Origin of the sequence: Salinibacterium amurskyense (assembly GCF_002797685.1) — a bacterium.
Classification (GTDB): Bacteria; Actinomycetota; Actinomycetes; order Actinomycetales; family Microbacteriaceae; genus Rhodoglobus; species Rhodoglobus amurskyensis.
In genome coordinates, this window is record NZ_PGFH01000001.1 from 1,560,224 (window position 1) to 1,574,049 (window position 13,826).

Sequence of the window (13,826 nt, forward strand, 5' to 3'; positions counted from 1 at the left end):
TAGCGTTGAAGCTATGAGCGAGAACACTTCATCCAACGAATCGGGTACGAGCCGCGTTAAGCGCGGACTGGCAGAAATGCTCAAGGGCGGCGTCATCATGGATGTCGTCAACGCTGAGCAAGCAAAGATCGCGGAGGATGCCGGCGCCGTTGCCGTTATGGCTCTCGAGCGCGTTCCTGCCGACATCCGTTCGCAGGGTGGTGTTGCTCGCATGAGTGATCCCGACCTCATTGATGGAATCATCGACGCTGTCTCGATCCCTGTCATGGCGAAGGCTCGTATCGGGCACTTCGTTGAAGCCCAGGTTCTTCAGGCCCTCAAGGTCGACTACATCGACGAGTCCGAAGTCTTGAGCCCTGCTGACTACGTGAACCACATCGACAAGTGGAACTTCGACGTTCCTTTCGTCTGTGGTGCAACCAACCTGGGCGAGGCGCTTCGTCGCATCACCGAGGGTGCTGCGATGATTCGCTCGAAGGGTGAAGCAGGTACCGGCGACGTTTCTGAGGCAACCAAGCACATCCGTACTATCAAGGGCCAGATCAACGAGCTCCGCTCGAAGTCGGTTGACGAACTGTACGTCGCTGCGAAGGAACTGCAGGCACCGTACGAACTCGTTCGCGAAGTAGCGCAGAGCGGCAAGCTTCCCGTCGTTCTCTTCACCGCTGGTGGAGTAGCGACTCCGGCTGATGCCGCGTTGATGATGCAGCTCGGCGCCGATGGTGTCTTCGTCGGTTCGGGAATCTTCAAGTCGGGCAACCCGGCGCAACGCGCCGCAGCGATTGTGAAGGCAACAACTTTCTTCGATGACCCCAACGTCATCGCTGAGACCTCGCGTGGTCTAGGCGAGGCCATGGTGGGCATCAACGTTTCTGACCTTGCTGCACCGCACCGCCTCTCCGAGCGTGGCTGGTAACCCTTCCGTCGATCAGCTTCCCATTGGGGTTCTCGCTCTTCAGGGTGATTTTCGTGAGCACCTGCACGTGCTCCAGCAACTCGGAGAAACCGCTGTAGCGGTCAAATCTCCCGAGCAGCTGGAGCACATTGCTGCTCTCATTATTCCTGGCGGCGAGTCGAGTGTGATCGACAAACTTTCGCGGCTCTATGGTCTTTTCGAGCCGATTCGCGCAGCTATCCACGCGGGGCTTCCCGTCTACGGAACCTGTGCCGGGCTCATCATGCTGGCGGATACAGTTGAAGATTCGATCGAAGGTCAGCAGTCGTTCGGCGGCCTCGATGTGGTTGTTCGCCGCAATGCATTCGGTTCTCAGACTGACTCATTCGAAACCGATCTGAGCATCCCGGAACTGGGGGAGAACCCCGTGCACGCCGTCTTCATCCGCGCTCCCGTGGTCGAAAGTGTCGGCGCTCGGGCTCGAGCTCTCGCAACGCTGGATGACGGCCGCATTGTCGCGGTGGAACAGGGCAACCTGCTCGGCACGTCCTTCCATCCCGAAATTACGGGTGATACACGATTCCACGAGTACTTCGTGCGTCGAGTCCGCGCCACGCAGTAGTTCCTGCATCATGGGGGAATGCAACTGTATGCCGACCAGCCCGCGCGTCGAACGCGTCAAATCATCGCTGACTTGATTTCCCTCGGGTTCATCGCGGTGTGGATTGCTCTCGGTGTCTGGGTCTATCAGCTCATTGCTGCCTTTCAGGAACTTGGCGTTCAGATGCAGGAGGCGGGGGCCGGATTCGAATCAACGATGGTCGAACTGGGCGACACGCTTGGCTCGGTGCCACTTATTGGATCGGGCATCCGGGCACCGTTCGATGGTGCGAGCGAAGCCGGTGCAGCGCTGGAATCGGCGGGGCAGAGTCAACAAGCCTCGGTCGAAGCTGCTGCCACGGTGGTGGGGCTGTTCATCGGGATTGTGCCGGTGATCCTCATTCTTCTTGTCTGGCTGCTGCCGCGCATCCGATTCGCTATACGGGCCGGCGAAGCAAAGCGGCTATTGGCAACGCCGGGTGGGGCCGATCTGTTGGCACTCCGAGCGCTCGCGACGCTCAATATGACGGAACTAGCGCGGGTCTCGGAGGCCCCGGCCGCAGAATGGCGAGCGGGAAACAGCGCGACTGTGGCGCGACTAGCCCAATTGCAATTGGCTGAGTTGGGGCTCCGCAGTTCGCTTGAAGAACGCTAGGGCGGGGATTCGCGCAGTCGAGCGAGGTTCATACGCGTTAGAATGTCCCTTATGTCAGGGCATTCTAAGTGGGCAACTACCAAGCACAAGAAGGCGATTACAGACTCTCGCCGCGCGAAGGCTTTCGCGAAACTAATCAAGAATATTGAGGTCGCCGCCAAAATTGGAGGCGCTGACCTTTCGGGAAACCCGACTCTTGTCGACGCCATTCAGAAGGCGAAGAAGACGTCGGTACCCAACGACAACATCGATCGCGCGGTCAAGCGCGGCTCAGGCCAGCTCGGCGACGCCGTTGAGTACCTCAACATCATGTACGAAGGCTATGGCCCAAACGGCGTAGCGCTCATGGTCGAATGTCTGACCGATAACAAGAACCGAGCTGCAGCAGACGTTCGCACGATCATGAGCCGCAACGGTGGCTCGCTCGCAGATCCCGGCAGCGTGGCCTATAACTTCGAACGCAAGGGCGTTATCTCGATTACGAAGACCGAGGGTGTCTCAGAAGACGACATCCTCATGGCTGTGCTCGACGCTGGCGCCGAAGAGGTCAAGAATCACGGCGAAGGCTTTGAAGTCATCACCGATACCGCTCACTTGGTTGAATCGCGCAACGCTTTGCAGGCCGCCGGGATCGACTACGACTCCTCTGAAGCAGAGTTTGTTCCGAACCTCAAAGTTGAGGTCGACGCCGATACTGCGCGCAAAGTTTTCAAGTTGATTGATGCGCTCGAAGAGTCTGACGACGTTCAGAACATCTACTCGAACTTTGACATCAGCCCCGAGGTGCAAGCCGAACTCGACGAGGACTAGCCGATGACCCTGCGGGTGATCGGGATTGATCCTGGTCTCACGCGCTGTGGTGTCGGAGTGGTAGACGTCGCTCCGAATCGGCGGGCAACGCTCGTTTACGTAGGAGTCGTTCGTACGCCGCCAAAGATGGCGCTCGAAGAACGACTGCGGGTGATCGGCGAAGGCATCGACGCGGTGATTGGCGAGTACGAGCCCACGCAGCTCTCTCTTGAACGAGTCTTTGCTCAGAACAATCTCAGCACCGTGATGGGCACTGCTCAAGCGAGCGGCGTCGCAATGTATGTCGCCGCGCGCCGGGGGCTTTCCGTCTCGCTACACACTCCGACCGAAGTCAAGCTTGCGATTACTGGCTTCGGCGGAGCTGACAAGAAGCAAGTGGGCACCATGGTTGCCCGGGTTCTCGGTCTCGCCGAGGCGCCCACACCAGCGGATGCCGCAGATGCGTGTGCTTTAGCGATCTGCGGTGCGTGGAAGAGTGGGCCGGGATTCTCGGCGGCGCCCCGCTCAGCCGCCGCTGATGCACGGGCTGGCGGGTCTCTTTCATCCCCAGCATCGTCGAGCGGCTCCGGTCTTACCCCCGCGCAGGAGGCGTGGCGGTCGGCAGAGAAGTCGGCGGGTGCTCGTAGGCTGAACTTATGATTTCTTCCCTTCGTGGCACCGTTCTCGCCGCGGTCGGAACCTCACTCGTTATCGAAGTTGGGGGAGTCGGGCTCAGTGTGAGCGTCACCCCCGAACATGCTCTGTCGGTGCGAGTAGGTTCTGAAACCCAAGTCAATACCGCGCTTATCGTGCGCGAAGACGACCTTGCCCTGTACGGCTTCCGGTCATCCGAAGAGCTTGAGGTCTTCAACCTCTTGCGGGGTGTCACCGGCGTCGGACCCAAGAGCGCGATGGGGGTTCTTGCTGCGCTTTCACCCGATGACGTTGCTCGCGCTGTCACGGAAGAGAACGACTCTGCTTTTCGCAAGGTCTCGGGTATCGGTCCCAAAACGGCCAAGCTGATCGTGCTGAACCTGGCCGGCAAACTTGTCGTGTCGACGCGCCAGCCTGGAGCCGCCTCAGTTCGCGCTAACTCGGTTTCTGAACAAGTGTCGATGGCTCTGCAAGGTTTAGGATGGCCCGAAAAGCTCGCTCAACCGGCTGCCGAGAGTGCACTACGCGACGCGAGCGAAGCAGAGTTTAACGACGTTCAAGCGATTCTTCGCCGCGCGATCTTGCTTGTCGGCTCGCGCAGTGGCAAGGCGGGTTCCTAATGTTTGACAACGGCGACGAAGTGGTGGCAAACCCGACAGTCGAGTCGGATGCCGAACTCGCGTTCGAGGGAGCATTACGGCCGGCCTCTCTCGCCGAGTTCGTTGGGCAAACGAAGGTTCGCGGCCAACTGCAGCTTCTGCTGCGCGCTGCGGCGATGCAGAACCGCACCGCCGACCATATTCTTCTCGCCGGGCCTCCCGGCCTAGGCAAGACGACGCTCGCGATGATTGTGGCCCATGAGAGCGAGCGGCCTTTGCGACTCTCGAGCGGCCCCGCCATCCAACACGCTGGGGATCTTGCGGCAGTGCTGTCTTCTCTGCTGCCCGGCGAAGTGCTCTTCATCGACGAAATCCACCGCATGGCGCGCTCTGCCGAAGAGATGCTCTACCTCGCGATGGAAGACTTCAGAATCGACATTATGGTGGGCAAGGGGGCCGGGGCGACATCGATCCCTCTGGATATCGCTCCCTTTACTCTGGTCGGTGCGACCACCCGCTCGGGGCTGCTTCCTAATCCGCTTCGCGATCGCTTTGGTTTTACCGCACACCTCGAGTTCTACGATGAGGCCGAGTTGGAGCGCGTCATCGCGCGCACGGCAGGGATGCTCGATCTTGACATCGACAAAGAGGCCGTCGCCGAGATCGCCGGGCGCTGCCGGGGCACTCCGCGTATCGCGAACCGGCTACTTCGACGCGTCCGGGACTATGCGCTCGTCAACGACACGGCCGCGAGCAAGGATGCCGTGCGTGCGGCGCTCGAACTGTACGACGTTGACGAACGGGGACTCGACCGCCTCGACCGGGCGGTCATGATGACTGTCCTCGAACGCTTCGACGGCGGACCAGTAGGCCTCAGCACTTTGGCGGTATCGGTCGGTGAAGAGGCTGAGACCGTAGAGTCGGTCGTTGAACCGTTCCTCGTGCGCGTTGGTTTGCTCACGCGAACGCCCCGTGGGCGAGTAGCGACACGGGCGGCGTGGGATCACTTCGGGATCACCGACAGGAATTCGAGCCCGGCTAGCGATGAACTATAGTTTTACTGGCTTAACACGCGCCTCAGCTTGAGCGCCAGGCCCACAGACCAACCGAAAGGTACCTCATGGATCCGCTTTCTATTGCGATGCTCGCCATTCTCGGCGTGCTCATCTTCTTCATGTTCCGCAACAGCCGCAAGCGCAAGGCTCAGATGGAAGAGCTGCGCGACCAGATGGTTCCCGGTGTAGAAGTTATGACCAACTTCGGTCTCTTCGGAACGCTCATCACGATGGACACCGTTAAGAACGAAGCTGAGATCGAGATCAGCAAGGGTGTCGTCGTCAAGGTTCACAGCCAGACTCTCGCGAAGGTCGTCACCGAAGACGCCGTCGAAGATGGCGCTCCGCGCTCCGTCGAGGAAGCAATGGAGATTGCTAACCGTGAAGCTGCAGAGCGCGAAGCTGCATCGAATGACTCGACTGATTCTTCAACCCCTGAGTTCGGCGAGCTCTCCGACTCGAAGGACGACAAGTCCTCAAAGTAGAGGAACGTCGCCTGTAACCCACTAGTGTTGAGAGTCGTCCTACCCGAGGGTGGCTGTCCAACGGCGTGCGATTCTGCACTGCTCTGTCAAGAAAGCTGAGTCAAATAGGTGGCAAGAACAACCCCTGTGAAGAACGCCTGGCGGGCCATAGTCTGGCTCACAGCAATCACGGTGGGATTCACCGTCTTAGTTGGCGCTGGCTCCATCTTCGGTACGGCATCCTGGGCTCCCAAGCTCGCCCTTGACCTTCAGGGCGGAACGCAAATCGTTCTCGCCCCGCAGCTCGAAAGCGGACAAACCGTCTCGGGCGAGCAACTCGCTCAAGCCGTGTCGATTATTCGTGACCGTGTTGACGCCAGTGGAGTCTCCGAAGCCGAGATCACCACGCAGGGTGCGAGCAACGTCGTGGTATCCATTCCCGGAACCCCGGATGACGAGACCCTGAAGCGCATTCAGGCGTCCGCCAAGCTCGAGTTCCGCCCAGTTCTCTATACAGAGGTAGCGGGCACTGCTGTCGCCGAAGAGACACCGGACCCGGCGACGACGGATGCTCCGGAGGGCGAGACCGCCACTCCTGAGCCCACACTCGCGACGACTCCTACTGCAACGCCGACTGACGCCAGCGACTTGAACTGGATCACCGAAGCTCTGTTCGATGAGTACAGCAACTTCGATTGCTCGTCGCTCGACAACTTCAGCGTTGCGCCGGCGGACGAAGCGCTTATCACATGTGAAGCAGATGGTTCGTTCAAATACATCCTCGGCCCGGTTGAGGTTGAAGGAAGCACGATCACGGATGCTTCGTCCGGTCTTGTCTCCAGCTCACAGGGCATCAGCACTGGCCAGTGGGGCGTCTTCCCCACGTTCAACGCCGAGGGAACCACCGCTGTTGCGGACATGACGACCCGTCTTTTCGGCTTCGACCAAACTGATCCTCGCAATCGCTTCGCAATCGTTCTCGACGGCCAAGTAATTTCGGCACCGACCACTCAGGGCATCATCACCGGTGGTAACCCGCAGATTTCGGGGAGCTTCACGCAGGAGTCAGCGGAGATTCTGGCTGACCAGCTGAAGTTCGGTGCGCTTCCAATCGGCTTTGAGGTTCAGAGCAGTGAGAACATCTCTGCCACGCTCGGTACCGCGCAGCTGAACTCGGGTCTTATTGCGGGTCTTATTGGTTTGCTGCTCGTGGTCATCTACTCGCTCTTCCAGTACCGCCTCCTTGGTCTGGTCACCGTGGCATCGCTCATTGTGGCCGGTGTCCTCACCTACCTCGTGATTGCGTATCTCTCCTGGCGTCATGGATACCGTCTGTCTCTGGCCGGTGTCGCTGGTTTGATCGTCGCTATCGGTTTCACTGCCGATTCGTTCATCGTGTACTTCGAACGAATTCGCGATGAGCTCCGTGACGGACGCTCGTTGACCGGTGCCGTCGAAGCAGGATGGAAGCGTGCGCTTCGCACGATTTTCGCCGCAAAGGCCGTGAACCTGCTCTCCGCAGTTGTTCTCTTCGTCCTCGCGGTCGGAAACGTTCGCGGATTCGCGCTAACCCTCGGTTTGACCACGGTTATTGACGTGTTGGTCGTGGTGTTGTTCACCCATCCGATGCTCCAGTTGCTCTCCACAACACGATTCTTCTCAAGTGGACACCCATTGAGCGGGCTCGACCCCAATGCGCTGGGCGCGGTATACCGCGGTCGTGCGCAGTTCCGCACTCCAGTGGCTGCGAAGAACAAGACGGGCGCGAGTCGCGAAGCTGCTCGCCGCCAAACAATTGCTGAACGAAAAGCTGCTGAACTTGCGGGCACTGCCCAGGATTCCAGCTCAGATGGAAAGGACTCCTGATGGCTAGCTTCTCTAAGTTTGGCAACGACCTCTACACCGGCGATGTCTCGATCAACTTCATCGGACGCCGCAAGGTTTGGTACGCCCTCGCGGCCGTGCTCCTTGCCGTCTCGATCATCGTTCCGGCGCTTCGTGGCGGTTACGTTTTCGGTATTGAGTTCACCGGTGGTTCGCAGTTCCAGATCGATTCCGTCGAAGCACTCACCGACCCGGAGACGAGTGTTGAAGCTCAGAACCTCGCCACCGATACGGTCATCAGCGTCGTAAGCGATGCGGAGCCTAAGGTCACGGTCATCGGTACAAGTTCGTTGCGCGTTCAGACCGAGCAACTCGAGACAGATGAGTCCAACCAGGTTCGTGATGCGCTTGCCGGAGCATTCAACGTTGACATTGACCTCGTCGCTGCATCGTTCGTTGGTCCGTCGTGGGGTGCTGACATCACTGGATCTGCCCTTCGCGCGCTCGTAGTGTTCATTGCTCTTGCCGCGATCATGATGGCGATCTACTTCCGTACGTGGAAGATGTCGATCGCGGCGATGATCGCGCTACTGCACGACATCGTGATCACGGCGGGTGTTTATGGAATCTTTGGGTTCGAGATCACGCCGTCCGCGGTAATCGGATTCCTCACTATTCTCGGGTTCTCGCTGTACGACACGGTCGTTGTGTTTGACAAGATTCGGGAAAATACGTCGGAAGACGGCTCTGAATCCCGTCGTACCTTCGCCGAGTCCGTGAACCTTGCTGTCAACCAGACGCTCGTGCGTTCGATCAACACCGGAGTTGTCGCAGCTCTGCCCGTTGCCGCCATCCTCTTCATTGGCGCGTACGTTCTGGGTGCAGGAACGCTGCGCGACATCGCATTGGCGCTGTTCATCGGTATCGTCGTCGGCACTTACTCGACCATCTTCATCGCCGCTCCGCTGTACGCGCAGTTCCGTCAGAACGAGCCGGACATCCTCAGCCGCACGAAGCGACTGACGGCTGCTCGCGCCGCTGACAAGGGCAACAAGTAACCACGATGGGCGAACGGCAGTGTGTGCGTTCGCAGGCGGTTGAGTCCGCCCTGAGCTACTGTGTCTTCGCTCGTGCCCAACACGACCTAGAATCAAACTAGGGGGTAGAGGGATGAGCGAAGCGCAACAGTCATCAGCTTCTTTTCGTGCGCTACTTCCGCGCCTGTTCTCTCGAGCTCAGCCGGCAGGTTCTGTTGAAAAGCTCCTACGAACGGTAAAGACGAGCCATCCGAAGGCGAATCTTGCGCTTATCGAGCGTGCCTACGCGGCTGCTTTTCGGGCCCACGATGGCCAGAAGCGTAAGAGCGGCGAGCCGTACATCACTCATCCGATCGCTGTTGCGCAGATTCTTGCGGAGCTGGGAATCGGTGAGAAAACTATCGCGGCAGCGCTTCTGCACGACACCGTAGAAGACACGGCCTACTCGCTCGACGAGCTCCGCCTCGAGTTCGGCGATGAGATCGCGATGCTCGTGGATGGCGTGACGAAACTCGACAAGGTCAAGTACGGCGACAGCGCCCAAGCTGAAACTGTACGAAAGATGATCGTCGCGATGTCGAAGGACATCCGCGTGCTGGTGATCAAGCTTGCCGACCGCCTCCACAATGCGCGCACGTGGGGCTTCGTTCCTCGTGAGTCCGCATCGCGCAAGGCGCAAGAGACTCTAGAGATTTACGCGCCGCTCGCGCACCGTCTCGGTATTCAAGCGATCAAGCTTGAACTCGAAGATCTTTCTTTCGCAGTGCTGCACCCAAAAATCTACGTCGAGATTGAGAGTCTCGTCACCAAACGGACTCCACAGCGCGACGAGTTCGTCAAGCAAGTGATTGCCTCTGTGAAGGACGACCTCCGCACCTCTCGCATTAAGGGTGCGGTCGCGGGGCGTCCGAAGCAGTACTACTCGATCTACCAAAAGATGATCGTGCGCGGTCGTGAGTTCGATGAGATCTATGACCTCGTAGGCATCCGGGTTCTGGTCAATTCTGTGCGCGATTGCTATGCCGTGCTCGGCTCCATTCACGCCCGTTGGAACCCGATTCCTGGTCGTTTCAAGGATTACATCGCGACTCCGAAGTTCAATCTCTATCAATCGCTTCACACCACCGTTATTGGTCCGCAGGGCCGTGCTGTAGAAATCCAGATTCGTACGAATGAAATGCACCACCGCGCTGAGTTCGGTGTGGCGGCGCACTGGAAGTACAAGGACCGCGCGGCGGGCAAAGCAGTCGAGTCCGGCCCCGCTGACAACGACATGGCGTGGCTCGCGCACATCACCGACTGGCAAGCGGAGACCTCTGACCCGAGCGAGTTCCTCGAATCTCTGCGGTTCGAAATCGGCGCAAAAGAGGTGTACGTTTTCACGCCACAGGGCAAGGTTATTGGTCTGCCGGCGGGCGCAACTCCCGTTGACTTCGCGTATGCCGTGCACACCGAAATCGGTCACCGCACCATGGGCGCTAAAGTCAACGGTCGGCTCGTGCCGTTGGAGACTGCCCTGACGAGTGGCGATTCCGTGGAAGTGTTCACTTCGAAGAGTCCGGATGCTGCGCCTAGCCAAGACTGGCTAGGTTTCGTCAAAAGCACCCGAGCTCGCAACAAGATTCGAGCGTGGTTCACCAAGGAACGCCGCGACGAAGCTATTGAGCAGGGTAAAGACGCGATTGCTCGTGCCATGCGCAAGCAAAACATGCCGCTTCAAAAGCTCATGAGCCAGGAGTCGTTCGCTGAGCTCGCTGCGACGATGCGGTACGAAGACGTCTCGGCGCTGTACGCCGCAGTCGGCGAAGGCCACATCTCGACGCAGTCAGTCATCGAGAAGCTAGTGGGATCGCTCAGCAGCGGCACTGAGGAAGACGAGGGGGAGCTGTCCTTCCCCGCGGCGGGCAAGCTGCGCCCTTACAAGCACTCCGACTCTGGAATCCTTGTTCGTGGTGCGCCCGACATTCTGGTCAAGCTCGCGCGTTGCTGCACTCCGGTTCCCGGTGACGGCGTTGTCGGCTTCATCACTCGCGGTGCGGGTGTCTCGGTGCACCGTGACGACTGTAAGAACGTGCAGTCGCTCCTAGACGAACCCGAGCGCATGATCGACGTCGAATGGGCACCGACATCCAAAAGTCTCTTCTTGGTTCAGATTCAGGTTGAAGCGCTCGACCGCGCTGGCTTGCTATCTGACATCACCAAGGTGCTCAGCGAAACGCACGTCAATATCCTGTCAGCGACAGTGAACACCTCGACGGCTCGGCTTGCGATCAGCAAGTTCGTGTTCGAGATGGGGGATACGACGCACCTCGACCGTGTGCTCAACGCGGTACGTCGCGTGGATGCTGTCTACGACGTTTACCGCGTCAACAGCGGCTAAGAGGCTGTCACGCCGCGGTCGCGGGTTTGCCCAACGCGGTTAGTCGCTCGAGTGCAACGCGCTTTTGGGGCAAGTTTCGGCGTGCGTTCAGAACGGTAGCGCATTCCTCGTATCCGAAGCCGCCGTCCGCCATCAGGGTGCTGACCGCGGCTCTCTCACGAGGACCAAAGGGTTCGCTGAAGCGCGCAATATCGAGCACCGTTCGTAATCGTGACGTCACGCTGACGCCAGAGACCGTATCGATATCATCCGCGCCGATAACCACTTCTCGTACTACGGCGTTGAGGGTGCCGTGCGGCCGCGTACGAGCACCGATAGCGACGCACAACTCGTAGCGCACCGGGGGATTGAGCGTGGCCGCCCATACCCATGCTGCGGTCATCCGCTCTGCGATGATTCGGGGATCGAGAACCACAGCCAGAGCACGCGCACGCAAGTGAATGGTGTCGAACTCGTCTATTGGGCAGAAGCAGCTGTCTAGCGGGTACAGCTCGCCATCGAGAGCTGCACACTGCAGCTCTGCCAGAGGTAAGTCGTGCGCGCTGAGTACGGGAGGCAGTCGAGGTGTCATACCTCAATGGTGCGTCCCACAACGACTGCTCAGGCACCCAGAGTCTGGTTCAGTGGAGAACCAGAACCCTGTGGACAGATGGTTACTTGAGGGCGCCCAGCCATGCCTTGCGGGCATCGAGAGCATCCTGCGCGGCCGCGATCTTTTTCGCATCCTTCGTGGCCTGAGCTTCTGCCAGTTCAGCTTCAAGCTTCTGAATCGCTTCGTTGAGCTGGCCCAGGAAACCCTCGGAGCGCTCTTGGCGCTCGGGGTTGTTCTTGTTCCAGTGATCTTCATCGAGCTTACGAACGGCCGCCTCGACCTTGCGCAGCCGATCCTCAGCTACCTTGATCTTGTCGCGAGGAACCTTGCCAATTTCGTCCCAGCGCTTCTGGATGGAGAACAGCGCCTTCTTGGCCTGTGCCCGGTCCGTAGCGGTGAGCAGCGGTTCGGCTTCCTCAAGAAGCGCCTTCTTCAGTTCCCAGTTAGCGGTGAACTCGACGTTGTCTTGTGCATCAATCTCAGACTTAGCCGAGTAGAGAACGTCTCCGGCCTGCTTGAACTTGGCCCACAAGGCGTCGTCGAACTTCTTGCCTGCGCGGCCTGCGGCCTTCCACTGGTCGAGCAAGCGGCGATAAGTCGGGATGCCGTCGGCGCCCTGAGCGACGAGTGCCTCGGCCTGATCAACAAGCGCTTGCTTGTCGGCACGGGCCTTTTTGTGTGCAGAGTCAAGCTCGGCAAAGAATGCGCGACGGTGTGTGTCAATAGTGCTGCGAGCAGCACGGAATCGCTTCCACAGCTCGTTGGCCTCGTTCTTGGGCAGGCGCGGGCCATCTGTCTGATGTGCCTTCCAGCGCGCAAAGATGTCATCCATCTGAGCAGTAACTTGCTTCCACTGAGCCTTGGCGGGATCGGCGGCCGCAAGCGTTTCGGCTTCGACTACGAGAGCGGTGCGTACGGTGATCGCTTCAGCAAGCGCGGCCTTCGCTTCTTCGCTCTGCTTCTCCGTCAGCTTCGAGACGGAACCACCGAGGGCTTCGACGCGAGTGTGAAGAGCAGCCAGGTCGCCGACGGCGTTGGCTGTGCTGATGGACTCCTTGAGAGCCTTGATGGCCTTAGCGACGTCAGACGCCGGAGCGCCGTTCTTGACCCGCTGCTCGAGCAGGGTCACCTGACCGGCCAGCTCGTGGTACTTGCGGGTGAAGTAGGCCAGGGCCTCTTCGGGAGTTCCGTCGGGGTATTGACCGACGGCACGTTCGCCAGTGGCCTCTCGGACGAAAACGGTACCCGTCTCGTCGACGTGTCCCCACTCGTTCTGCTCTTGTGTAGCCAATTACTTCACCTTGCTGCTTGTGCCGGAAGTCGCTGCCGGGTTACCCAAGCTTAGGACAACCACGCTATCGGTCGCTGACGCTGTTACTGGATCGTGAAGCCCGTGATGCTTGTGGCAATCATCGGTGCTCCGTCTTGGGCATCATCCACAATGCCGCCAGCGACGATCTCTGATTGGAGAGCGTCGAGCCCTGAGGTGACCTGGCCGACGATGCTGTAACCGCCGGCGGTGTCATCAGGAATGATCGCATCGTTGTAGACGATGAAGAACTGGCGCCCGTTGGAGAACGCGTCGTCTCCGGTGCGAGCGATGGCGATGGTGCCGGCAGGATAGAACCCGCCGACTCCCGCGTTTTCGATGGGGCCGTATGCGTAGTTCGGGTCGCTAGCGCCAGTGCCATCGAGAGAACCGCACTGGATGAGGCCGGCAGTTTCGGTGTCGACCATGCGGTGGCAGGTGGTGCCTTCGTAGTAGCCAGAGGCGGCGGAATCGATGATGGACGATACGGCCTGGGGTGCGGCGGCTCCATCGAGTTCGACACCGAGAACGACATCGTTCAACGTCAGTTCGCCGGTCCACGTACGCGCTTCGGCGAGGGCGAGATCGGGAACGTCGCCAACATTGCCGGGTTCGGTCGCCTCGGCTTCAGGGGTGAACGACGGGGCGGGCTCTGGCATACCGGGGCCCGAAGAGAAGTAGAAGACCTGAGCAGTTGCGACGAGAGCGATGATGACGAGACCCACGCCGACAGCGAGCACGTTGTCGCGCTTGCGTCGTGCGATGGTGGCTTCGTGAACCGAAGCACGAGCCGTGTACTGGCGCAGTCGTTCCCGAGCTTCTCGTTGCTCGCGTGAATGCTTCTTGCTGGATGCCACCATTACTCCTTGAAGAATCGCGGATTTCGCCGCTGTCGTAGGAACGCCACAATGAACCTTACGGTCTGGTGGGAACCACGACCAAACGCCACGACGAGCGGGCGTAATGAGGGCGT

At 59.5% G+C, this 13,826-nt stretch carries 14 protein-coding genes; 11 read left to right on the plus strand and 3 right to left on the minus strand.

Translation table 11 applies throughout. From position 1 onward, the window contains the following. The first annotated feature begins 13 nt into the window (after positions 1-13). The 11 genes from pdxS (at position 14) to CLV85_RS07475 (ending at position 10,952) form a co-directional block, all read left to right on the plus strand. Entirely contained in the window at positions 14-916 is a 903-nt protein-coding gene (gene pdxS / locus CLV85_RS07425) for a pyridoxal 5'-phosphate synthase lyase subunit PdxS (RefSeq protein WP_100388902.1), read from the plus strand. Further along, positions 906-1,517, plus strand: a complete 612-nt coding sequence (gene pdxT / locus CLV85_RS07430) for a pyridoxal 5'-phosphate synthase glutaminase subunit PdxT (protein WP_100388903.1) — start codon at positions 906-908, stop codon at positions 1,515-1,517. Before pdxS ends, pdxT begins: the two co-directional genes overlap by 11 nt. 18 nt (positions 1,518-1,535) lie before the next feature. Continuing rightward, complete coding sequence (locus tag CLV85_RS07435) at positions 1,536-2,150, plus strand: hypothetical protein (protein WP_100388904.1); 615 nt, start codon at positions 1,536-1,538, stop codon at positions 2,148-2,150. 51 nt (positions 2,151-2,201) lie between these two features. Beyond that, the gene (locus tag CLV85_RS07440) at positions 2,202-2,960 is read left to right on the plus strand and encodes a YebC/PmpR family DNA-binding transcriptional regulator (protein WP_100388905.1); all 759 of its coding nucleotides are present in this window, start codon (positions 2,202-2,204) and stop codon (positions 2,958-2,960) included. A 9-nt stretch (positions 2,961-2,969) separates the two neighbouring features. Then, positions 2,970-3,599 (plus strand): crossover junction endodeoxyribonuclease RuvC, encoded by a 630-nt coding sequence (gene ruvC / locus CLV85_RS07445; RefSeq protein WP_189621881.1) that lies wholly within the window; start codon positions 2,970-2,972, stop codon positions 3,597-3,599. Then, the gene (ruvA, locus tag CLV85_RS07450; RefSeq protein WP_100388907.1) at positions 3,596-4,213 is read left to right on the plus strand and encodes a Holliday junction branch migration protein RuvA; all 618 of its coding nucleotides are present in this window, start codon (positions 3,596-3,598) and stop codon (positions 4,211-4,213) included. Before ruvC ends, ruvA begins: the two co-directional genes overlap by 4 nt. Continuing rightward, positions 4,213-5,247: a Holliday junction branch migration DNA helicase RuvB gene (gene ruvB / locus CLV85_RS07455; protein ID WP_100388908.1), complete on the plus strand. Its 1,035-nt coding sequence runs from the start codon at positions 4,213-4,215 to the stop codon at positions 5,245-5,247. Before ruvA ends, ruvB begins: the two co-directional genes overlap by 1 nt. Before the next feature lie 65 nt (positions 5,248-5,312). Continuing rightward, a complete protein-coding gene (locus CLV85_RS07460) occupies positions 5,313-5,732 on the plus strand; it encodes a preprotein translocase subunit YajC (protein ID WP_100388909.1) in 420 nt (139 codons plus the stop codon). A gap of 108 nt (positions 5,733-5,840) precedes the next feature. Then, entirely contained in the window at positions 5,841-7,577 is a 1,737-nt protein-coding gene (secD, locus tag CLV85_RS07465; protein WP_100388910.1) for a protein translocase subunit SecD, read from the plus strand. Further along, positions 7,577-8,593: a protein translocase subunit SecF gene (gene secF, locus CLV85_RS07470; protein ID WP_100388911.1), complete on the plus strand. Its 1,017-nt coding sequence runs from the start codon at positions 7,577-7,579 to the stop codon at positions 8,591-8,593. Before secD ends, secF begins: the two co-directional genes overlap by 1 nt. A 112-nt stretch (positions 8,594-8,705) precedes the next feature. Further along, positions 8,706-10,952: a RelA/SpoT family protein gene (locus CLV85_RS07475; protein WP_100388912.1), complete on the plus strand. Its 2,247-nt coding sequence runs from the start codon at positions 8,706-8,708 to the stop codon at positions 10,950-10,952. Positions 10,953-10,959: 7 nt separating this feature from the next. Here the strand turns inward: CLV85_RS07475 and CLV85_RS07480 are convergent, their stop codons facing one another. The 3 genes from CLV85_RS07480 to CLV85_RS07490 form a co-directional block, all read right to left on the minus strand. Beyond that, positions 10,960-11,523: a hypothetical protein gene (locus CLV85_RS07480; protein WP_100388913.1), complete on the minus strand. Its 564-nt coding sequence runs from the start codon at positions 11,521-11,523 to the stop codon at positions 10,960-10,962. Positions 11,524-11,605: 82 nt separating this feature from the next. Continuing rightward, positions 11,606-12,835, minus strand: coding sequence for a DUF349 domain-containing protein (locus CLV85_RS07485; protein ID WP_100388914.1), 1,230 nt, complete (start codon positions 12,833-12,835; stop codon positions 11,606-11,608). 83 nt (positions 12,836-12,918) lie between these two features. Next, entirely contained in the window at positions 12,919-13,713 is a 795-nt protein-coding gene (locus CLV85_RS07490; protein WP_100388915.1) for a peptidylprolyl isomerase, read from the minus strand. Between the last annotated feature and the right edge of the window lie 113 nt (positions 13,714-13,826).

What these genes read in the sequence shown, in the direction of transcription:
- CLV85_RS07460 (WP_100388909.1), top strand. Translation starts at nt 5,313, where the DNA reads ATGGATCCGCTTTCTATTGCGATGCTCGCCATTCTCGGCGTGCTCATC.
- CLV85_RS07475 (WP_100388912.1), top strand. Translation starts at nt 8,706, where the DNA reads ATGAGCGAAGCGCAACAGTCATCAGCTTCTTTTCGTGCGCTACTTCCG.
- pdxS (WP_100388902.1), top strand. Translation starts at nt 14, where the DNA reads ATGAGCGAGAACACTTCATCCAACGAATCGGGTACGAGCCGCGTTAAG.
- CLV85_RS07490 (WP_100388915.1), bottom strand. Translation starts at nt 13,713, where the DNA reads ATGGTGGCATCCAGCAAGAAGCATTCACGCGAGCAACGAGAAGCTCGG.
- secF (WP_100388911.1), top strand. Translation starts at nt 7,577, where the DNA reads ATGGCTAGCTTCTCTAAGTTTGGCAACGACCTCTACACCGGCGATGTC.
- ruvA (WP_100388907.1), top strand. Translation starts at nt 3,596, where the DNA reads ATGATTTCTTCCCTTCGTGGCACCGTTCTCGCCGCGGTCGGAACCTCA.
- CLV85_RS07440 (WP_100388905.1), top strand. Translation starts at nt 2,202, where the DNA reads ATGTCAGGGCATTCTAAGTGGGCAACTACCAAGCACAAGAAGGCGATT.
- CLV85_RS07435 (WP_100388904.1), top strand. Translation starts at nt 1,536, where the DNA reads ATGCAACTGTATGCCGACCAGCCCGCGCGTCGAACGCGTCAAATCATC.
- ruvB (WP_100388908.1), top strand. Translation starts at nt 4,213, where the DNA reads ATGTTTGACAACGGCGACGAAGTGGTGGCAAACCCGACAGTCGAGTCG.
- CLV85_RS07480 (WP_100388913.1), bottom strand. Translation starts at nt 11,523, where the DNA reads ATGACACCTCGACTGCCTCCCGTACTCAGCGCGCACGACTTACCTCTG.